Source organism: Photobacterium nomapromontoriensis (assembly GCF_050336815.1).
Classification (GTDB): Bacteria; Pseudomonadota; Gammaproteobacteria; order Enterobacterales; family Vibrionaceae; genus Photobacterium; species Photobacterium nomapromontoriensis.
In genome coordinates this window covers 124,060-146,277 of the sequence record NZ_JAKJSL010000021.1, presented here as the reverse complement: position 1 = coordinate 146,277, position 22,218 = coordinate 124,060, and the positions used below count along the sequence as shown (strand labels likewise).

General features: G+C 48.3%; 18 protein-coding genes. 6 read left to right on the top strand and 12 right to left on the bottom strand.

Features of this window, described 5'->3' with window-relative positions; all coding sequences use genetic code 11:
- Nucleotides 1-5: 5 nt before the first annotated feature.
- The 6 genes from aroK to pilM form a co-directional block, all read right to left on the bottom strand.
- Nucleotides 6-524, bottom strand: coding sequence for a shikimate kinase AroK (gene aroK, locus L4D12_RS07680; protein WP_428447300.1), 519 nt, complete (start codon nt 522-524; stop codon nt 6-8).
- A gap of 209 nt (nt 525-733) precedes the next feature.
- Nucleotides 734-2,452 carry a type IV pilus secretin PilQ gene (locus L4D12_RS07675; protein WP_428447236.1) on the bottom strand — a complete coding sequence of 573 codons (1,719 nt, stop codon included), beginning with the start codon at nt 2,450-2,452 and terminating at the stop codon, nt 734-736.
- 15 nt (nt 2,453-2,467) lie between these two features.
- Complete coding sequence (locus L4D12_RS07670; protein WP_428447235.1) at nt 2,468-3,001, bottom strand: pilus assembly protein PilP; 534 nt, start codon at nt 2,999-3,001, stop codon at nt 2,468-2,470.
- Complete coding sequence (locus L4D12_RS07665) at nt 2,998-3,618, bottom strand: type IV pilus inner membrane component PilO (protein ID WP_428447234.1); 621 nt, start codon at nt 3,616-3,618, stop codon at nt 2,998-3,000. Before L4D12_RS07665 ends, L4D12_RS07670 begins: the two co-directional genes overlap by 4 nt.
- On the bottom strand, nt 3,611-4,207 hold the full coding sequence (locus L4D12_RS07660) for a PilN domain-containing protein (RefSeq protein ID WP_428447233.1): 597 nt from the start codon (nt 4,205-4,207) through the stop codon (nt 3,611-3,613). Before L4D12_RS07660 ends, L4D12_RS07665 begins: the two co-directional genes overlap by 8 nt.
- Nucleotides 4,204-5,217, bottom strand: a complete 1,014-nt coding sequence (pilM, locus tag L4D12_RS07655; RefSeq protein ID WP_428447232.1) for a type IV pilus biogenesis protein PilM — start codon at nt 5,215-5,217, stop codon at nt 4,204-4,206. Before pilM ends, L4D12_RS07660 begins: the two co-directional genes overlap by 4 nt.
- Before the next feature lie 147 nt (nt 5,218-5,364).
- Between pilM and L4D12_RS07650 the strand changes: the two genes are divergently transcribed.
- Nucleotides 5,365-7,905 carry a penicillin-binding protein 1A gene (locus tag L4D12_RS07650; RefSeq protein ID WP_428447231.1) on the top strand — a complete coding sequence of 847 codons (2,541 nt, stop codon included), beginning with the start codon at nt 5,365-5,367 and terminating at the stop codon, nt 7,903-7,905.
- Nucleotides 7,906-7,994: 89 nt separating this feature from the next.
- Here L4D12_RS07650 and oxyR read toward each other — a convergent pair whose 3' ends face one another.
- The gene (gene oxyR / locus L4D12_RS07645) at nt 7,995-8,906 is read right to left on the bottom strand and encodes a DNA-binding transcriptional regulator OxyR (protein ID WP_428447230.1); all 912 of its coding nucleotides are present in this window, start codon (nt 8,904-8,906) and stop codon (nt 7,995-7,997) included.
- A gap of 163 nt (nt 8,907-9,069) precedes the next feature.
- On the opposite strand from oxyR, the gene L4D12_RS07640 reads away from it, so the two are divergent.
- From L4D12_RS07640 to L4D12_RS07630, 3 genes are all read left to right on the top strand, one after another.
- Nucleotides 9,070-9,798, top strand: coding sequence for a glutathione peroxidase (locus tag L4D12_RS07640; protein WP_428447229.1), 729 nt, complete (start codon nt 9,070-9,072; stop codon nt 9,796-9,798).
- Nucleotides 9,799-10,011: 213 nt separating this feature from the next.
- A complete protein-coding gene (locus L4D12_RS07635) occupies nt 10,012-11,469 on the top strand; it encodes a dihydrolipoyl dehydrogenase (protein ID WP_428447228.1) in 1,458 nt (485 codons plus the stop codon).
- A 119-nt stretch (nt 11,470-11,588) separates the two neighbouring features.
- The gene (locus L4D12_RS07630; protein ID WP_428447227.1) at nt 11,589-11,834 is read left to right on the top strand and encodes a DUF3624 domain-containing protein; all 246 of its coding nucleotides are present in this window, start codon (nt 11,589-11,591) and stop codon (nt 11,832-11,834) included.
- 47 nt (nt 11,835-11,881) lie between these two features.
- Here the strand turns inward: L4D12_RS07630 and argH are convergent, their stop codons facing one another.
- The 4 genes from argH to argC form a co-directional block, all read right to left on the bottom strand.
- A complete protein-coding gene (gene argH / locus L4D12_RS07625; protein ID WP_428447226.1) occupies nt 11,882-13,759 on the bottom strand; it encodes an argininosuccinate lyase in 1,878 nt (625 codons plus the stop codon).
- Between the two features lie 57 nt (nt 13,760-13,816).
- Nucleotides 13,817-15,025: an argininosuccinate synthase gene (locus tag L4D12_RS07620; RefSeq protein ID WP_428447225.1), complete on the bottom strand. Its 1,209-nt coding sequence runs from the start codon at nt 15,023-15,025 to the stop codon at nt 13,817-13,819.
- Nucleotides 15,026-15,113: 88 nt separating this feature from the next.
- Complete coding sequence (argB, locus tag L4D12_RS07615; RefSeq protein ID WP_428447224.1) at nt 15,114-15,899, bottom strand: acetylglutamate kinase; 786 nt, start codon at nt 15,897-15,899, stop codon at nt 15,114-15,116.
- A gap of 10 nt (nt 15,900-15,909) precedes the next feature.
- Complete coding sequence (gene argC, locus L4D12_RS07610) at nt 15,910-16,923, bottom strand: N-acetyl-gamma-glutamyl-phosphate reductase (protein WP_428447223.1); 1,014 nt, start codon at nt 16,921-16,923, stop codon at nt 15,910-15,912.
- A 606-nt stretch (nt 16,924-17,529) separates the two neighbouring features.
- Between argC and ppc the strand changes: the two genes are divergently transcribed.
- Nucleotides 17,530-20,160: a phosphoenolpyruvate carboxylase gene (gene ppc / locus L4D12_RS07605; protein ID WP_428447222.1), complete on the top strand. Its 2,631-nt coding sequence runs from the start codon at nt 17,530-17,532 to the stop codon at nt 20,158-20,160.
- A gap of 408 nt (nt 20,161-20,568) precedes the next feature.
- Nucleotides 20,569-21,132 (top strand): PadR family transcriptional regulator, encoded by a 564-nt coding sequence (locus L4D12_RS07600; protein ID WP_428447221.1) that lies wholly within the window; start codon nt 20,569-20,571, stop codon nt 21,130-21,132.
- A 69-nt stretch (nt 21,133-21,201) separates the two neighbouring features.
- Here the strand turns inward: L4D12_RS07600 and metF are convergent, their stop codons facing one another.
- Entirely contained in the window at nt 21,202-22,098 is an 897-nt protein-coding gene (gene metF / locus L4D12_RS07595; RefSeq protein ID WP_428447220.1) for a methylenetetrahydrofolate reductase, read from the bottom strand.
- Between the last annotated feature and the right edge of the window lie 120 nt (nt 22,099-22,218).

Sequence of the window (22,218 nt, the reverse complement as noted above, 5' to 3'; positions counted from 1 at the left end):
TTTAATTAACGCTCTTCAAGCATGCTGATGATTTGGTTAGCCACAACCTTGGCACTCTGATCATCAGTGCGCACAACATAATCTGCGACTTCTTCATACAAAGGATTACGCTCATCAGCAAGTGCTTCTAGTACATCACGAGGCGTATCAGTCTGTAGTAAAGGACGCTTTTTATCGCGTTGAGTTCGTGCCAGCTGCTTCTCGATGGTTGTCTCAAGATACACAACGATACCCCGAGCAGAAAGACGATTACGGCTTTCTTTGCTGATCACTGAACCACCACCTGTCGCCAGCACAATACCTTGCTGTTGAGTCAGATCGTCAATAACGCCTTCTTCGCGGATACGGAAACCCGCTTCACCTTCAACATCAAATACCCAGCCAATGTCTGCACCTGTACGCTCTTCAATCTCAGTATCTGAGTCGAAGAATTCCATATGCAGTTGCTGTGCAAGATGTCTACCAATAGTACTTTTGCCGGCACCCATCGGGCCGACCAGGAAAATATTTCGTTTTTCAGCCATTTTAGCAAATTTACGCGCGGTTAATATAACGACACCGCCCGCAGGCTTCGATAAACAAGCCCGAGGCGCCAACTTCCTCACATTTAATGCGTGATAAGACCGAAAATTATCTCAGGACAAGACTGCCTTTGGCAATAGCTGGAAGGGTATTTCTTCACGTAGAGGGGAATTAGCTATCGCTAATTCCCCCTAATCGCTAGTAATCACCGTTACTGGTAGACAATTTTCGGCGTTACAAAAATCAACAACTCCCGCTTAGCCAACTCTTCTTTTTTATGCCTAAACAGTGCCCCTAGTACTGGTAAATCACCAAGCACTGGCACCTGTCGGACGTTCTTATGTACTGAATTCTGATAAATTCCACCCAGTACCACCGTCTCACCATTTTCCACCAGAACCTGAGTACCGATACGTTGAGTTTCAATCGATACCGCTTCGCCAGTCCCGGTCTGGACCACTTCTCCTTTTCGATCCTGGGTAACCACCAAATCAAGCACTAACTTACCATCAGGAGTAATTTGTGGCGTTACCATCAGGCTCAAGACCGCCTTCTTAAAGCCCACCGATACCGCCCCACTGGATGACGATTCTAAATAGGGGATCTCCGTTCCCTGTTCAATATAGGCCATTTTCTTGTTCAGCGTCATTAACCGAGGACTAGAAATGATCTCAGCTTTATTTTCTGTCTGTAAAGCAGACAGTTCTAAGTCGAGTAAAATATCGCCAATTTTAGCCACTTGGAAAGCAATACTCGACGCCCCTGCGCCAGCCGCTAAGTTAACATTCAAAAAGTCATCCACTGTCGACTCATCCGCAAGCATACCGACCGAGTCGAGATTTGTTTCAATTGATCCCCCCACGGTTGTATCACCACTGGCACTCAACAACCCCCAACGAACACCAAGCTCGTCCATATCCCCTTCATTCACAGTGACTATTCGAGCTTCAATCTGGACCTGTTTTACCGGAATATCCAACGCGCTGATAATATCGCGGATACTCTCCAGGTTCTCTGGAAGATCATTGACTATCAATGCGTTGGTTCGCTCATCAATATGCAAGGATCCACGCTCAGATAACATGCCAACGCCGTCTTCATCCCCCTGCAACAACTCACCCAGTTCATTTGCCTTCGCGTAATTAATCTGGATGATCTCCGAACTCAGGGAAGCCAACTCGGCCTCTTTTCGTTTCGCTTCCAGTACTTGTTGTTCGCTGGCAGCCAATTCTGCTTTAGGCGCAATCATCACGACCGAACCCTGCTCGCGTTTATCCAAATCTTTAGATTTTAATATTATATCAAGCACTTGCTGCCATGGCACATCATCAAGGCGCAAGGTTAAATTCCCTTTTACTGAATCCGATACGACCAAGTTGAAATCATTATATTCGGCAATAAGCTGAAGAACATTTCGTACGGGTACATCCTGGAAATTAATTGAGATGGGTTTACTGTTATAACTGATTTCCGATGACTGAGCGGCAGCCGCTACTTCAGTGGCAATATTATCAACCGTCACTGACAGCACTTTACCCTCAGAAGAATAGTCATATTTATATGCGCCGTTCATGGTTAAGACCAAGCGAACCCCGCGTTCAGTACGAAAGGTTTCAATCGTATCCACGCGCGTAGCAAAATCTTTTACGTCGAGCACATAAAGCATATCATCCGGGATCTGAGTCTCGTGTAACTCAACATATAGCTGCTTACCCGAGCGACGCATATCGACCACGGATCGTGAATTTTCCAGCTCAACCTTTAACACCCCGCTTTCATCACTGCTACGAGTAAAATCAAGCCCTTTTACCTGATTAGCCGTCGCCGCGAAAGTCGAAGGGACGACGATCAAAGTCAATAGTATTAGCCAGCTGACACCGACTCTCCAAAACCACTGTCGATCATTATATTGCGTTGCTTTCCTTGCCATAATTTTCGTCTCTTCCTAAACGGCTTTATCTTGCTTAACCAACGTAAGTTTCATTGGCCGTTTCAACCAACAACCTTCGCCATCTGGCAAAATTTCTTCTATATCAACACCTTTCGGACTAACCTTTAGAATTTTCCCATGATTAAGCCCTAGATAATGCCCTTCTCTCACCTTGGCCAACTTTCCTTCCGGGGTATAGACCAAAGCCCAAAGCTGATTATTATCCCCCATCACACCTCGCATACTGAGCTGTTCCAGTGGGAAGTTTTCCAATGGTGAACGATAACTGCGGGATTCAGGTTGCCAACACGCTTGCTTGAAATCATCAAGCGGCTGACCGAGCTCGGGTCGAGGTCGCAAGAACGGAACTCGGGTGCTTGTCATCACAAACGCCTCTGCGACAAACTCTGACGGCTCAGCTAATGGCTCAACCTTGGCTTCGGCCTGCTGACGGGATTGTGCAATGAACTGAGAAATAGAATCATCATTGGCCTTACACCCGACTAAACTCATCATCACAGTGAAACCGATAAGCGATAATTTTCTCATTTATCCCCCTTATCAGATCTTTCGGACGCCTTAAACCGATAGGTCGTCGCTGATACTTTGAGTGATAACTGCTCTGTTTTATTATCGGTTCGTTTTAAATCAATATCATTGAGTGACACAATGCGGGATAGACTGGCTATATCGGCAGAAAAGTTACCGATATCTTGGTATTTACCTGTTAACTCAATACTGATGGGCAATTCAACGTATAACGGATGATCAATACTATTGGCCCATTCAATACGCTGAAAAGCTAATCCATTACGTACCCCAATATCATTCACATCGGCCAGTAAACTCGCCAACTCTTCTTCTTCTGGCAGCTGCTCAATCACATATTGATAACGGTCTTGCAGCTCTTCAACTTGCAGTTTAACAACAGGAAGCGCTGCCACCTGATTCGAGCGCCGAATCAACTGCTGACGGAGTTCCTGTTCAGTCTGTTTCACCCGTGCCAGATCATCTTGTATTGGCGATAGCCAATACCAGTTTCCTATGGCGGCAATCATGCCTGCCAGTATTAGCGCGACCAATAATTGCGCTAGAACAGGCCATTCCGTTATTTCATCCAGCTCCAGATCTTTCCAGTCACTGATCGATTTTCTACCATCACTCATCGCCGTCACCTCCTTGGTGCTGCGAACCTTTTGCCACCACTGATTCAGGAGAGAGTAAAGAAAAAGACGCCTTAAACTGGGTCTGCTCCCGCGGTTTATCTTTTGTCACCACAATTGAATGCATACTGACATTGCTGATCCATTCCGACTGCTCACCATTTGAAAGCAAAGTAGCCAGTCGGCCGTTAGAGTCACCCACGCCATTCAGCCTAACATGGCTGCCTTTCATTGAAATATCATCAAGGTATACGCCTTGGGGAACGACCCCGGGTAACAGGCTCAATAAACGGGTTATGTGATTTCGGCCTTTCTGAATATTGGTGATCACATCCAGTCGCTGTATCAGCGCATCACGTTGGCGGTCCAGCTCTGGCAACAGAGAAAGACGCTGCTCCAGTACTGTAATTTCCTGCTTAAGCTGGTTATTCCTACTAAGCTGGATCTCTTGCTGTCGAATCAACAAGCTACCCGCTAACCAAACGCCTAATAGCGCACATACCGATGCACCTGCAAGCAAACTAAAAAAACGCGTCTTATGCCGCCTCTTCTGCTCTTCTCGCCATGGCAATAAATTAAGCTTGGCTATCACAACTGCGTACCCCCACGAAGCGCTAGGCCAGCCGCAACGGCATACTGACCAAAACTACCTTGCTCCACTGCAACATCCATCTTATGGGCGCGATTGAAAGAGGCTAGTGGATGCATCCAACGAACGTCTATCTCCAGCATCCGCTCCAGCATCTCAACCACCACCGCATTCTGTCCGCCACCACAAAGCCAAATCCCCTGTAACGTAGCTCGAGGGTGGGTTGAGTTATAAAGCTGTAATTGTCTTTTCAGGTTATCAACTAACTGCTTGGTAAATTGCTCCATCTGATCTGGCGATATTGCAACAATTTGCGCTTCCGATTCATCCGGGTTCTCTCCTCTGGTAAGGTTCTGGCAACCAAAAGCCAGCTCTCGGTGATACGCCACCCCACCAGACGGTCGAACGCAAAAGGCCGTTAAGCATTTACCGATATCAACCACCCCCCAATGCCCTTCGACACTAAGCTGCTCTGCCAAATAAGCCTCTAACCACAGTAAACCATGAGTCTGTAACTCGACCACCTGTGGTTGCAGCCTAGCCTTGCGTACCGCTTCAACGCGGCTATCAACCGTCTCTCGGCGAGCAGCAAAAACCTGATAAGGCTGGGTCTGGGCGGGCTCTGAAAAGGTTTCTGACGCCAAAGGGAAAAAGTCGATGCGCAAATCCTCAACCGGGAAAGGTGACGCCGCACTCATTGCCTGCTCAACAGCAAAAACGGCTTCATCATCACTGAGGTGACTATCGAGCTGGATAACCTTGCTGATCACGGCGCTGTCTGGCAGCGCTAGCACTACATTTTTGGCGCCTAAAGGAAGGTTTTTTTTTAATTTACGCATAGCTGACAACAAAGCAGGAGCATTCACGCTATGCTGCTCGTTGACCACCGCAGCAGGCAGCACAACCTCAGTAAAAGCAGCAAGCTCTAAGCTCGACTTTTTCTGGCGTAAGACCACTGCTTTGATACTGTAGTGACCAATATCTATCCCAATTATTAGTGGGTTCCGAAACATACCGTGCTATGCTCCCTTTAGACGGAAAAGCAAACTAATTATTTAAATCAAGCACCAGGTTATAGCGTTAATTTTCCTGAAGTTACCTTTATACTATTGGTTGAAATATATTGAACGTTGGAATGTTGGTGTAACGGGAAATCTCAAGTGAAGTTCATAAAGCGACTACTCATCTTTGCATTGATTTGCACAATTCTTGGAGTCACCACAATTTTTGGTTTTTACCTTTATGTAAAACCTGAACTCCCAGATGTGGCTACATTGCAAAATGTTGAATTACAAACACCGATGCAAGTTTTCAGTGCCGATGGCAAACTGATCTCTCAATTTGGTGAAAAACGCCGGATCCCTCTGTCCCTAGATGAAATCCCGCAGCAGATGATCAATGCGATCATTGCCACCGAAGATAGTCGTTATTATGACCATCCCGGTATCGACCCGATTGGGATCGCTCGAGCCGCTTTTGTTGTCGCCACATCAGGCTCAGCAAGACAAGGGGCCAGTACGATCACCCAACAGCTAGCACGTAACTTCTTCCTCTCTAACGAGAAGAAGATCATGCGTAAAGTAAAAGAAATTTTTATCGCCATTCATATTGAGCAACTGCTGACTAAAGATGAAATTCTGCAGCTATACCTCAATAAAATTTACCTCGGCTACCGTTCATATGGTGTCGGCGCTGCAGCACAAGTCTATTTTGGTAAAGATGTCAGCCAGCTAACACTCAGTGAAATTGCCGTGATCGCTGGTCTCCCTAAAGCTCCCTCGACAATGAATCCGATCTACTCAATAGATCGCGCGACAACACGCCGTAATGTCGTACTGGGTCGAATGCTGACAGAAGGCTACATTACGCAAGCAGAGTTCGACCAAGCGAAAGCTGAAACGATTGTTGCCCGATACCATGGTGCTGAAATTGAGTTAAGTGCACCGTACTTTGCTGAGCAGGCACGCGCTTGGATGGTCGAACGCTATGGCGAGGCAGCCTATACATCAGGCATGCGCATCTACACCACCGTCGATTCGAAAATGCAGGAAGCGGCCCAACAGGCCGCTGTCGATAACTTATTAAACTATGACCAACGCCATGGTTTCCGTGGTGCAGTCGAAACCTTATGGAAAAAGGGACAACCTGCTTGGTCTGCCGCCCATATCAATGAACATCTCGATAAACAGCCAAGCTATGGCAAACTGTTGCCCGCTGTTGTGACTCAGGTTGACAGGAAATCGGCCACCATGATCGCCAAAGATGGTCAGCAACACACTATTGCGTGGGATGGCATGAAATGGGCTCGTAAATTTATCTCGGATACCCGTCAGGGGCCGGCACCGACTGCCGCCAAAGATATATTAACGGCTGGTCAGCAAATTTGGGTGCAACACAAAGATGAAAAATGGGTATTAAGTCAAGTACCGGATGCCAATACCGCCTTTGTCGCGCTCTCTCCGGAAAATGGTGCTGTTAAGGCGATGGTGGGTGGTTTCAACTTCGTCCACAGTAAATTTAACCGAGCGACACAGTCTATCCGTCAAGTCGGCTCCAGTATCAAACCATTTATCTATTCGGCCGCTCTCGATAACGGTATGACGTTGGCAACTTTGGTTAACGATGCCCCGATCAACCGCTGGGATCAAAGTATGGGCACCGCTTGGCGTCCTAAAAACTCACCACCAACCTACAATGGTCCGACACGTTTACGTCTTGGTCTTGCCCAGTCGAAAAATGTCATGGCGGTACGGGTTCTTCAGGATGTCGGTTTGGATGAAACCATCAACTATCTGACCCGCTTTGGTTTTAAGAAAAAGGATCTGCCACGCGCTGAACCTCTTGCCTTAGGTGCGGGTAGTTTGACCCCCATCGAAATGGCTCAGGGCTTTGCCGTCTTTGCCAACGGTGGCTACTATGTAGAACCGTTTTTCATTGAACGTGTTGAAGACCCTTATGGGCATCTGGTTTATCAGGCCAATCCAAGTATTGTCTGCAACAGCGAATGTCAGCATGAGCAGCAGGCAAAAGGCAACAGCACGATGTCAAATAATTCAGCATTGGATGACATTGCCATTAGTGAACAATCACTCGGTACAAGCAGTACGGGCAACACACCGCCAACAGTTCACTATGCACCACAGGTTATTACCGAGCAAAATGCCTTCCTGGTCAGAGAAATGCTAGAGAGTAACATCTGGGGCGGTGGTGACTGGCGTCATGGTACTGGCTGGAATGGCACTGGCTGGCGCGGGCAGGTACTCAAACGCCGTGATATCGGCGGTAAAACAGGGACCACTAATAACTCGAAAGATGCATGGTACTCCGGTTTTGGTCCAGGCATTGTCGCGATCTCCTGGGTCGGCTTTGATGATCACAGCCGAGAACTGGGTAAAGCGGCTTGGAATAATAACCTTGGCAAAGATCAAATTTCAGGCGGGGAAGCGGGGGCAAAAACAGCCCAGCCAGCCTGGATTGAATTCATGCAAAAAGCCTTGGAAGATGTGCCTGTCCAGCGTAAGCAGTTGCCAGACAATATTGTGCAGGTACGGATTGACCGTGATACGGGTAAGTTAAGCAACCGTACTGATTCCAGCTCAATGTTTGAGTATTTCGAGCAAGGTACCGAGCCAACAGAAACGGTGAGCGATCGAGGTAGCGAGGGGATTTTCTCGTCAGACAGTTCCGACGAATTGTTTTAATCACAGCAGATAACCCCATCAACGAAAAGAGCGCTCTGGAGCGCTCTTTTTTATATCGATAGCTTCTCATATCGACAGCGTCGTGCACATCATAGCGCTCTGCTTGGCTCAAAATGCGCGTCTAAATAATCAGTGATCAGCTGCGCTAACATTTCATAACGCCCCTTCAGTGGCGAACCAGGTCGGTAGGCCAGCGTGATCAAACGGCTTGGCACGGGATCTTCCGCTTTGATATAGCACACCCCATCACGTACCCTATCTTTTGGCGTCGCAAGTTGTGGCAATAAAGTAATACCACTACCCGCTGCAACCATATTACGCAACGTCTCCAAACTGGTCGCCTTAAAGCTGCCATCTTCGGCGGCACCAGCGGCAAAACAGAATCCCATCGCCTGATCCCTCAAACAGTGCCCGTCTCCTAGCATCAAGAGTGTCTGACCGCGCAATTGATCCATTGCCAGTGAATCAAGCTCTGCCCACGGATGATCCGCCGGCACCGCCAAAACCATCGGCTCATGATAGAGTGGTAACTCAATAAACACTTCGCTCTCTTTTACCGCGGCTAAAATAATGCAGTCGAGTTTCCCTTCTTCAAGATCATTAACCAACTGGTGAGTCTGGGCTTCGTGCAGGAATAATTCCAGATCAGGAAACTTCGCTTTAATCTGAGGAATAATGTGTGGTAGCAGATAAGGGCCAACGGTAGGGATAAAGCCGATATGCAAAGGCCCGGTCATACTGCCGCCCTGCTGACTGGCTAGCTCGGTCAAGATTCTCACTTCTCTCAAAACCTTCTTCGCTTGATCCACCAAGCTCAGCCCCGCATCAGTAAACAAAACTTTGCGACTGGTGCGCTCCAATAGCGTCACACCCAACTCATCTTCCAGCTTACGGATCTGGCCACTGAGTGTCGGTTGACTGACAAAACAGGCTTCGGCGGCCTTCCTAAAATGGTTGTGTTCCGACAGGGCTACTAAATATTCAAGATCTCGGATGTTCATCGCAAACCACTTTGATAGATAAAAACTATCAAAACCATAGCAGCAAACGATTAGAACTATCAAGCCAGAAATCACATAATCATCACATCAACAGGGAGCAAGACGTATTAAGCTCCGGTTGCTAAAAAACCAAATAAACATTCGAACATGAAAGGAAAATATTATGATGGTATCTAAAGAAGGCCAAGCTATCCCACAAGTTACCTTCCCAACTCGTCAAGGCGATGCATGGGTTAACGTAACCACTGACGAACTATTTAAAAATAAAACAGTCATCGTATTTAGCTTACCCGGTGCCTTTACACCAACGTGTTCATCAAGCCACCTGCCTCGCTACAACGAGCTTTACTCTGTATTTAAAGAGAATGGCGTTGATGACATTCTATGTGTATCAGTAAACGACACCTTCGTGATGAATGCATGGAAAGCAGATCAAGAAGCTGAAAACATCACCTTCATCCCAGATGGTAACGGTGAATTCACCGATGGTATGGGTATGCTGGTTGATAAAAACGACCTAGGTTTTGGCAAGCGTTCATGGCGTTACAGCATGCTAGTGAAAAACGGCATCATTGAAAAAATGTTCATTGAAGAAGACGTACCAGGCGACCCGTTCAAAGTCTCTGATGCAGATACCATGCTTAACTACATTGCACCAGAGCACAAAGAACAAGAATCAATCACTGTATTCACTAAACCTGGTTGCCCTTTCTGTATGAAAGCGAAACAGAACCTAATCGATAAAGGTCTGAACTACGAAGAAGTGGTACTAGGTAAAGATGCAACAACAGTAAGCTTGCGTGCTATCTCTGGCCGTACAACAGTTCCTCAAGTCTTCATCGGTGGTAAACACATCGGTGGTAGCGAAGAGCTAGAAGCATTCCTAGGCTAATCCCTTAGCCTGATAGGTTGGCTGACAAGCCCTAGATTTCAAGCCTATCGTCTCCCGGCCCTGACGGGTTCGGGAGACACCCTTCAAAAATACAATTCCAATCTAGATAAGTAGCAATCCTTATCGAAGGGTCTCTATTTATCTAGATTTTGATGACATTGAATTCTTTCTGATCGATTGACATGTCGATTGGAAACAAAAGCGAGACGCATTATGAAGCAATTAAACGTTGATGTAGCCGTTATCGGTGGTGGTACAGCAGGCCTTGGTGCGTACCGCGCTGCAAAATCACACACTGATAGCGTGGTAATGATTGAAGGCGGCCCTTATGGTACCACTTGTGCCCGTGTGGGTTGCATGCCGTCAAAACTACTGATTGCAGCAGCAGAAAGCGTCCACCAAATTGAGAAAGCCCCTGCCTTTGGTATTCATCCTCAAGGTGAAATTATCATCAATGGCCGTGAAGTGATGGATCGAGTCAAACGCGAACGTGACCGTTTTGTCGGTTTTGTGCTAGAAGGCGTCGATGAGATCCCTGCCGGAGATAAAATTTCAGGCTATGCCAAATTTATCGATGACCACACACTGATGGTGGATGATCACACTCAAATCACCGCACAACGCATTGTCATCGCAACGGGATCTCGCCCTGCATACCCAGGTGTCTGGAATGAACTGGGTGATCGCCTAGTGGTCAATGATGATGTCTTCAATTGGGATGACCTACCCGAATCAGTTGCGGTATTTGGCCCCGGTGTTATCGGCCTTGAAATCGGCCAAGCACTGCATCGTTTAGGTGTGAAAGTCAAAGTATTCGGCCTAGGCGGTCAAGTGGGCCCGCTCACCGATCCAGACGTAATGGCCTATGCAACCAAGGCATTCCAGGAAGAATTCTACCTTGATCCGGACGTTCAAGTTGAAACAATGAAACGTCTAGAGGGTACAGACAAGGTTGAGATCCAATTTGTTAATCAGGCTGGTGAATTAGAAACGTTCGTGGTTGATTACGTACTCGCGGCAACAGGTCGTCGTCCTAACGTTGATAATCTAACCCTTGAAAATACCTCGCTTGAATTAGATGAGCGTGGCGTACCAACGGCGGATTACCACACCCTACAAACCTCAGTGAAGAGCATCTTCATTGCCGGTGATGCCAGTAACCAAATTCCACTGTTGCATGAAGCGGCTGACCAAGCGCGTATTGCCGGTGATAACGCAGGTCGCTTCCCTGATATTCGCGCTGGCCTGCGTCGCTCGGTAATTTCAGCGGTATTCTCTGACCCACAAATTGCGATGGTTGGTGAAACGCGTAAACAAATTGAAGCTCGCTTAGGTCAATGTGGTTGTTTCGCGATTGGTGAAGTGTCATTTGAAAACCAAGGTCGTTCACGCGTCATGCTACGTAACAAAGGTTTACTGCATGTATACGGTGAACAAGGTACTGGCCGCTTCCTTGGTGCAGAAATGATGGGGCCAAATGCTGAGCACTTAGCACATCTACTTGCTTGGGCCCACCAAAATAAAATGACGATTTCTGAAATGCTGGATATGCCGTTCTACCATCCGGTGATTGAAGAAGGGGTACGTACTGCACTACGTGATCTCAATGCGAAACTACACTTAGGCCCAGAAGTTATCAAACATTGCCTAGACTGCGGTCCAGGCTGTTAATATCCACTCTCCCTGCACTACGAACAGCCCTCTTTATGAGGGCTTTTTATGTGTTCGCCAACGAAACTGCTACACTGACTCTCTTTTTATTCCAGCTATCACCTTTCGGGGATTCTCTTATGAGTTGCCGCGCCTGTACTACATCGGTCTTCTGGCAAAAACTGGGCCGATGCCGCCGCTGTACGATCCAACTCGCCATTGCCAGCCCTATTGCCTGGTTGGTTTGGGCTATCTTCTACCGCAGCCAACCGGCAACCATTGAGGCCATTACCGTGTTCATTGCTGCCAGTAGTTGCAGCCTACTCTTGCTCGCTCACGGGCTGCGTGCCCTACAGCTCAAATATAAAAAAGCCCAGTCATCATGACCGGGCAATAAGCAGAAATTTCAATATTAATGATAATATGTCAGCAATTAAGCGACATTTATCGTCGATATCACCTGATCTTGATCCAACCGTACCTCCAACGCAACCTCGTCGCAAGCATGCTGCCGTGGACAGCGATCGCAGTCCTTCATGACCTTTTCCGGTAACAATGACTTTGAGGTTGGGAGAAAACCCTGCTTCATAAAGAATTCGGGGACTCGAGTCAGCACAAAAATTTTCTTAATCGCCATCTGACTGGCTTTTTCGAGCAAGTGATCGACCAGGGCCTTACCTTGCCCCTGCTGCTGCCACCCGGCTTCTACGCCCAAAGAACGCACTTCGGCTAAACCAGAGTCGTAAACATACAATGACGCACATCCGGTAACAGTGCCATGGTGCTCCGCGACGGCAAAAGAGCCTATATCTCGCACCAATTCATTACGCATTCGTGGCAGGTTTTCTCCCAGCCCGGCCCAGTAAACCACCATGCCTTCAATCGCATCGAGATCGGTCAAACGGGCACCTCGCACCTTCACCCTGGGTGAATCGCGCTTTGCTAACCGTTTTTCGACCTGACCAATAGCATAATCAACCTGATGAGGCGCAACGCCACCCAGTGCACAGCGTTTTTCCAAGCACGATTCTATCGTCAGAATAGGGTATACATCAGCTTCTATGACATCAGAGAATGCTTTCATCTCCGCCAATGATAACGCTTCCAACGCACAGCCTTTGTTGATGGCCGCGACCACCGCGACCCCGACAATATGATGCGCTTCTCGGAAGGGGATCCCCTTAGCGACAAGATAATCAGCCAATTCCGTTGCGTTCGAATAGCCCTGCATCGCCGCTTCAAGGGTGCGATCTTTATTAACCTTGATCCCATCAAAACATAATGCGGCCATTTCCATGCATTCATACCAGCTATCAAGGGCGTCAAAAAGCCCTTCTTTGTCTTCCTGCATGTCTTTGTTATAGGCTAGCGGTAATGCTTTGACCGTCATCATCATGCCCGTCATCGCCCCATATACCCGGCCACATTTCCCCCGGATCAACTCAAGCGCATCGGGGTTTTTCTTCTGCGGCATCAGTGATGAACCGGATGTCACGGTATCAGCCAATTCAATAAAATTAGATTCGCCTGAATTGTAGAAGATCAGATCCTCTGCCATCCGAGATAGATGTAGCATCGAGATAGATGCTGTCGATAACAGCTCCATGACATGATCCCGATCCGACACCGAATCTAAGCTGTTACGCGTTGCACGTTCAAAACCCAGACTATGGGCCAGCTTCTCACGATCTATCGGATAAGCCGTCCCCGCCAGTGCCCCAGAGCCGAGCGGGCAGGTATCCAATCGAGCAAGCGCATCGTTGAGACGCGAATAGTCACGCTCGAACATTTCCACATAGGCCAGACACCAGTGTGCAAACGTCACAGGCTGGGCTCGCTGCAGGTGGGTATATCCCGGTAGCACCGTCGCCTGATGGCGCCGGGCAACTGACGTCAACTGAATTTGCAGTTGATCCAACATCAGTAACAGTTGCTGCCCCTGCTGATGACACCAGAGCTTCAAATCGGTAGCGACCTGATCATTACGCGAGCGACCAGTGTGCAATTTCTTGCCGAGATCGCCCACTTTGCCAATTAACTGCAGCTCAACCCAACTGTGGATATCTTCAGCATCTGAACACAAGATTTGCGCCGGATCTTCCATCACCGCCAACTTGAGTTCATTCAGTGCCAGCTCAAGCTTCTGCTGCTCTTCATCGGTCAGGACATTCACCTGCCGCAAAGCCTTTGACCAGGCAATCGAGCCAACGATATCTTGCTCCGCCAAACGGTAATCAAAACGCAATGAGTCATTGAATTGCTTGAACCGTGTGTCAGCTGCCTGACTAAACCGTCCGCCCCAGAGTGCCATGGTACTTCTCCTATCTGCTTGCTCGACTTACTCGGTATTTATTTTTGTCGAGCGGAATTATTTTTTCTGCTCGTTCAGTGCACGGATGCGGCTAGCAAGAGAATAAAGACGAATAAAACCGCCCGCATGGCTGTGATCGTACACGTCATCTTCACCAAAGGTGGCGAACTCTTCTGAATACAAGCTGTTCACCGAGCGCTTCTGCACCACGGTGGCCTGACCTTTATACAGTTTAACCACCACCTCACCGCTCACATCTTTGGCGAGTTCATCAGCCGCAGCCAGCAAAGATTTACACAACGGCGTAAACCAACGCCCGTCATAAATCAGGTGGGATGCTTTTAAGCCAATACTTTCACGAAATTCAAACGATTCCTTATCCAGTACCAATTGCTCCACAGCACGCAACGCTTCATTCATGATGGTGCCTCCCGGCGTTTCATAGCAGCCACGGGATTTCATACCAACCAAGCGATTTTCTACAATATCAATCCGACCAACCCCATGCTCCGCCCCTTTATCATTCAGATACATCAAAGCATTCAGCGGTGACATCACTTCGCCATCCACGGCGACAATCTCACCCTGCTCAACCAAGACGGAAACCAATTCTGGTTTTTCAGGTGCATCTTCGGGATCTTTAGTCCATACCCAGCACAACTCATTTGGCTGATTCCAGGTATTTTCCAATACCCCGCCTTCGGTAGAAATATGCCAAGCATTCGCATCACGAGAATAGATTTTCTCCAACGAGGCCGTACACGGGATATTACGTTCAGCCAGATAATCCAGCAGCGCTTCACGGCTACGTAGATCCCACTCACGCCATGGTGCAACAACGGCTAGCTGTGGGGCTAATGCGGCATATGCACTTTCAAAACGGACCTGATCATTCCCTTTCCCTGTACAGCCATGGCATAGAGCATCCGCCCCAACTTTTAGTGCACACTCAACTTGGGCTTTAGCAATGATGGGGCGGGCCATTGATGTACCCAGCAGATATTTACCTTCGTAAATTGCCCCCGTTTTTAAGCTTGGGTAGATATAATCTTTCACCATCTCTTCTTTAAGATCTGCGATATAACAAGATGATGCACCTGAAGCCAGCGCTTTCTCTTCAATGCCCACTAATTCGGCTTCTCCCTGACCCACGTCAGCAACGAACGCCACCACCTCGCAATCATAATTTTCTTTCAGCCAAGGAATGATCGCTGAGGTGTCTAGACCGCCTGAATAGGCTAATACCACTTTAGTTACGTTGTTCATCTTGCTCTCCTGCTTACCTGCTCGACGGTCATCCCGCTCAGGTGTTATCGATTCAATCTATCCGTATTAAAAATCTTGCGGCAAGTCGCTATGCCGAAAGAGAAAACTGAGTACCAATACTCTGGCCATCAAACAGTGCCGCCAGTCTGTCAGGGTAGCGCCAGGTTGCCACTTCTATCGGTCGGCCCAGCGCTTTTGCTGCTTCAAAAGCGGCTCTGACTTTGACTATCATGCCATCGGTGATCACCGCCTGACGGATCAATGCTTCTGCTTCCACTTCTGTCAGTGCCGGGATCAACCGCCCTTTACCGTCAAGCACCCCACTGACATCCGACAGTAAAACTAACTCTGCATCCAGTGCAGCCGCCACGGCAACCGCAGCTTGGTCAGCATTGACGTTCATCATTGCGCCTTGGCTATCTAGCCCTATCGAGCTGATAATAGGTAAACAGCCTGCCGCCATGAGTTGACGCAATAACGAGCCATCACCAGGTATGGCTTTACCGACCGAACCAAGCTCTGGATCCATCTGACTCACGAGGCACAACCCGCCATCAGCAAGACACAGACCAATGGAGGAGACACCCGCTTTCTGCGCCTGTCCTTGCAGTAATTTATTCGCGGTTCCCGCCAATGCACCTGCGATATAAGGAATTTGTTCGATAGGCGTCACTCTGAGACCATCTTTCTTTATCGTCTCCATCTGTAGTTTTGCCATCAGCTCATCAACCAGATACCCACCTCCATGTACCAAGAGCAGGGGGCGCTGGGCGCGTTGCTGGTATTGACGAATGGCGCCAAACAATTTTTCCAACGTTTCTGTACAAGACAGCACCGCACCGCCTAACTTGATCACTAATGGGATCTGATTCATCTCAACGCTCCTACACCAACGCGGTTAACTGCGGAAAACCGTTACGAATATTTATGCACTGCATCGCTTGTGATGATGCACCTTTTAGTAAGTTATCAATAGCAGATGTTAAGACGATGTGCCCATTGTGTATCTGCCAGCCAATATCACAGAAACAGGTATTAACAACACTCTGTAAGCGCGCTGTCTGCTTACCAAGCAGTCTCACCGCGTGCTGTTCACCTGATGCGGTGTACGCCGCAGCCATTGCGGAAGCCACCTCTGTTGACGTCACGTCATCCGCTAACTTTGCGGTAATCGTCGCCAAAATACCGCGCTTAAAATTGCCTAAATGTGGCGTGAAAATGACGTCTCGCCCAAGGTGAGTGGCAATTTCAGGTTGATGGCGATGAGTAAATATGCCGTATGCGTGCAAGCTGACTTCACAAAAACTGTTTGTCATACTCGCTTTACGCCCGGCTCCTGACACACCACTCACCGCATTAACCACGGGTAGCTGATCTATATCCAACAAGTTCGCTTCAATCAGAGGTTTCAAGGCTAACTGGGTGGCCGTAGGGTAACAGCCAGGAACAGCCACCAGCTGTGCTTTAGTAATAGCATCATGATTCCATTCCGCCAAACCATATACGGCTTGATCAAGCCACTGCGGATGCTGGTGTTCGAAGCCATAATAGCTGGTGTAGAAACTATCCCCTTTAACCCTGAATGCTCCGGATAAATCGAATACCTGACAGCCCGCAGCAAGAAAAGTAGGGGCCAGGTCATGGCTCACTCCATGGGCCGTTGCCAACACAACAATATCAGCGGTTTGGGCTATCGCCTCTGGAGAAGTAAGGGGTTGTAACGGCAAATCAACAATACCTTTGAGTTGCCCATGTAGATCGCTGATAGGCTTATTGGCATCCAGACTATTTGCAGAAACGTACAATCCAGCAAGGTTGAGCTGAGGATGGCTATGCACCATTTTAGCCAGCTCGGCACCGGTATAACCGCTGGCACCGATGATCAAAGTGTTCAACATATTAGATCCGTCTATATCTAGGTTATTTGAATAATCGCGAGCAGCTAGCGCTGCAAAAGGAAGGTGCTCAGACGCACCAAGCAATAATACTTAGCGTCGTCGGAAGGTATGTAAATGATGGGGAACTGCTTGGCTCATGTTACTAACGTCCTATCTAGCAAGAGTCAAATCACAGCGAAGCTTTAACATTTATTCCATTAGGCATCGATACTACGCAATGATATTTTTATTCATTTCAAGTGAATTAATATTTACCTGTAAATATATCACCTGTCAACCGCTGATTAAAAAACATGCCCTATTCCCCCCCCTCCAGATAGGGAGACCCTGCGTTATTCACGCCTTTAGCCAGCATAACTCTCTCCCTCAGCGTAAAATTCCAACATAAAGCGCATTATGCACACCAAGCACACGAGTTTTGTCGCTTATTTCACCGCAACAGCAATTATTCGTTACCACCTGAATTTCAGATCATGACAAAAATCAATTGAGTGTTGTTTTCTTACCTGTAAATGCAATCAATGTTGACCTCAAAGTGGGATCGCGGCTAGATTGTTCCCTTACAAGGTAAAGTTGGATGTAATAAATTTACGAGATGGATGCGATATGAACGAAAAGTACAGCGCGCTGAGAAGCAATGTCAGTATGCTTGGCCATATGCTGGGCACAACGATTAAAGATGCACACGGTGAAGCGCTATTAAGCAAAGTGGAAACCGTTCGAAAACTATCAAAATCAGCCCGTGCCGGCAATAAAGACGACCGTGCCAAGCTGATTGAAGAGCTGCAAAACCTGCCCGATGAGCAACTGCTTCCTGTTGCTCGTGCATTCAGCCAGTTTATGAACCTGACGAACATCGCCGAGCAGTACCATACCGTTTCTCGCCATTGCGAAGAGCATATTAGCAACCCAAACTCCATTGATACGCTGTTTGCCAAACTGGCCAGCCATGACATCAACCAGTTCGACACCATTCAAGCTGTACGCGATCTGAATATCGAGCTGGTTTTAACGGCTCACCCCACCGAGATTGCCCGTCGCACCATGATCCATAAACTGGTGCAAATCAATAAGTGCTTATCAAAACTGGAACTCAGTGAATTATCGGCTGGGGAGCGCCAGAAAGTCGAAAGCCGTCTGGAGCAACTGATCGCCCAAGCTTGGCATTCTGATGTTATTCGTCAACAACGCCCAACGCCACTCGATGAGGCCAAATGGGGCTTTGCCGTGGTTGAAAACTCCTTGTGGCAAGCTGTACCTGAATTCCTTCGCCAGTTTGACGAGAAACTGACCGCCCATATCGGTGAAGGGCTACCTATTGATGCGGCACCGGTTACCTTTTCATCCTGGATGGGCGGAGACCGAGATGGCAACCCGTTTGTAACGTCCAATGTCACCCGTGAGGTGCTCCTGTTATCACGCTGGAAAGCGGCTGATCTTTATCTCAACGATATCAAAGAGCTAGTCAGTGAACTATCCATGGTACGCTGCAATGAGCAGGTCCGCGATCTGGCTGGTGATGAGCATGAACCTTACCGCGCCATCCTTAAAGATCTCCGAACAAAACTGACCAATACCCGTGATGTACTGGATGCCAAAATTAAGGGGCTGGATGTACCAAGCTTTGGCATCATTGATCATATTGATCAGCTCTGGGATCCTCTATACGCGTGCTACCAGTCGCTGCATGAGTGTGACATGGGAATCATTGCCGATGGGCTGTTACTTGATCTGCTACGCCGCATCAAGTGTTTCGGCGTGCATCTGGTACGGCTGGATATTCGCCAGGAAAGTACCCGCCACTCCAATGTCATTTCAGAGCTTACCCGCTACTTGGGCCTTGGCGACTACGATCAATGGAGCGAGCAAGACAAAATTGCCTTCCTTGTCCGTGAATTGTCCTCCAAGCGCCCACTACTGCCTCGTGACTGGGCACCGTCAGACGATGTTCAGGAAGTGCTAGATACCTGCAAGGCCATTGCTGAGCAGCCACGCGAAGCGCTCGGCGCCTATGTGATTTCGATGGCCAGAACCGCCTCTGATGTATTGGCGGTCCACCTGCTGTTACAAGAAGCCGGCTGCCGCTTCCGGATGGATGTCTGCCCACTGTTCGAAACCTTAGAAGATCTCAACAATGCTGAAGATGTCATCAAGCAGCTCATGAGCATCGACTGGTATCGAGGATACATCCAGAATTATCAAATGGTGATGATCGGCTACTCCGATTCAGCCAAAGATGCCGGAGTCATGGCCGCAGGCTGGGCTCAATACCGAGCCATGGAAGCATTGGTAGCTGTTTGTGAAGACACTGGGGTCGATCTCACCTTATTCCACGGCCGTGGCGGGTCGATTGGCCGTGGTGGGGCGCCGGCACACGCGGCACTGCTCTCTCAACCACCGCGCAGCCTGAAAGGGGGCCTGCGAGTCACCGAACAAGGGGAGATGATCCGCTTCAAACTTGGCTTACCGGAAGTTGCGGTAAACAGCCTGAGCCTGTATACCAGCGCCATTTTGGAAGCCAACTTACTGCCACCACCCGCACCAAAGCAAGAGTGGCGTGAGCTAATGAATGTGTTATCCGACGTCTCTTGCGATGCCTATCGCGATGTTGTCCGTGGTAATCCTGAATTTGTCCCTTATTTCCGTGCCGCGACACCAGAAATGGAGTTAGGAAAACTACCGCTAGGATCACGCCCGGCAAAACGTAACCCAAATGGTGGTGTTGAGAGCCTGCGTGCTATTCCATGGATTTTCGCCTGGAGTCAGAACCGCCTGTTACTGCCGGCTTGGCTAGGTGCAGGCGAAGCGATCCAATTTGCCATCGACCAGGGCAATGCCGCTCAATTGGAAGAAATGTGCCGTGAATGGCCCTTCTTCTCAACTCGTCTCGGCATGCTAGAAATGGTCTTTACCAAGACCAACATGGGAATTGCTGAGTACTATGATCAGCGCTTAACTGAACCGTCCCTCTGGCCACTAGGGCAACAACTGCGCGAACAGCTTCAATTGGATATCAAAGCGGTATTAACGGTTGAAAACAGTGCTCACCTGATGGAACAAAATCCATGGGGCGCCGAGTCTATTCGACTGCGTAATATCTATGTCGAACCATTAAATATGCTACAGGCCGAGTTGTTATATCGTACCCGTAAGCAAGAGGCCCAATCACCACTACTGGAAGAAGCTTTAATGGTCACCATTGCGGGTATAGCCACGGGGATGCGTAATACCGGATAAATCAGCTCAGTACCTCACCCCCATAAAGGCTATCTAGAATAGCCTTTATGGGATCATCAATATCAACGACACTCAATAATGAGACAGTCAACCATTAGCGATATAGACTAGTGTAAAAGTGCACACTGTGAAAGCAGGTGAATCCCAACTCTTTGCAGTGCACAAAGCATAGTAAAAATACCCAATATCTAGACCAGCATCACAAGATGAATAATTGGTTGCATCAGATTTTCGTGATATTACGCTCTGATGTCGATAAATTACCGTTTGATGTGTATGCTACGCGATCTCGATCAGGTACTGCAACAACGTGACTATAAAACGCCAAAGAGCGGAAGGGTAATGTTGCACCGAGATGGGCGACCTGATTGATTTTCTTTTTTTGTAGTATTTTAACGGATAGAAGAGATGTCACTACCACATGTCATTTTAACTGTGCTGAGCAACCGCGACGCCACAGGCTACGATATCACCAAAGAATTTTCCCACAGCATTGGCTACTTCTGGAAAGCTAGCCACCAACAAGTATACCGTGAACTGAATAAAATGGCGGGCAACAATCAGGTAACTTGCCAGCTTGAACCTCAAGAAGGCAAACCTGACCGCAAAGTCTACTCAATCACAGAGCTTGGTCGCCAAGCACTGTATGAATGGTTCCAAGAACCTGCACGTAATCCAACCATCCGTGATGAGTTTTCAGCCAAACTAGTTGTCTGCGGCGTTTACAATTCAGAACCTATGCAGCAGCAACTGGAAGCACTGATTGAAGAGTCCCACACTCTGATCAGCCACTATAACGAAATGGAAAAAGTCCATTTCGCTAATTACAAATCGATGGATCGCCAGTCGCGTCTTGATCGCCTGACACTACGTCGTGCGGTTCACAACCGTCAAGCCTGGATTCTATGGGCTGAAGAAGTACTGAGCGAGCTGAAAGACATTGACGGCCCAAACAGCCCTGTTGCCCTGTAATAACCGCTTACTAAGCAAAAAAGCCGCTATCAGCGGCTTTTCTTTTTTGCGGCCCTTTTACTCATCAGCTCATACGTCCTGCACCGCACGGACCCCAAGCGTATGGCATATAGCGTAAGTGAGCTCAGCGCGGTTTAACGTATAAAAGTGAAAGTCTTTTACCCCTTCCCGGCTCAATATTCTGACCATATCCATTGCATTGCTGGCCCCGACCATCTGACGACTGAGCAAATCATCATCCAGCCCTTCATATTGCTTTTCCAACCAGCCTGGTATTTTGACATTATTCGCACCGGCAAAACGCTTAGCCTGCTTCATATTAGATACTGGTAAGATCCCAGGGACAATCTCGACATCAATCCCAGCAGCCACACAACGGTCACGAAAACGCAAATAGCTCTCTACATCAAAGAAAAACTGGGTAATGGCTCTGCATGCCCCTGCATCCACTTTGCGTTTGAGATTGATAAGATCCGCCTGAGCGCTCTTGGCTTCAGGGTGCACTTCCGGATAGGCGGCCACGGAAATATCAAAATCCGCTTCAGCACGAAGCAACGCGACTAAATCAGTCGCATACATATCCGGTTTCCCACCCTGTGGTGGCAGATCACCCCGCAACGCGACAATATTACGAATACCGTTATTCCAATAATCCCGCGCGATGGTGCGCAACTCATCACGCGTTGCATCAATACAGGTCAAATGCGGGGCCGCAGCCAAGCCGGTTTGATCCTTAATATCTTTGATAATGGAATGGGTTCGATCGCGTTCGCCAGAGTTTGCGCCATAGGTCACAGAAACAAAGTTAGGTTTGAGTGTTTTCAGGCGGTGAATGGAATTCCACAGGGTCTGTTCCATCTGCGCGCTGCTGGGTGGGAAAAACTCAAATGACACATTGATATTGCCATCAAGCTCAGCAATATTTTGATTCAGTGCATCCAGATGGCTCGCGTGTGAATACCCCATAGTCCCTTCCTTCCTGTGCTGGCCGGTTGGCCACTCCCTCAATTATGACGCCGGAAATATCCATTTAGACGTCTATATGTCTACAGGATGTATTGTAACCAATTTAATGTCAACCGGATG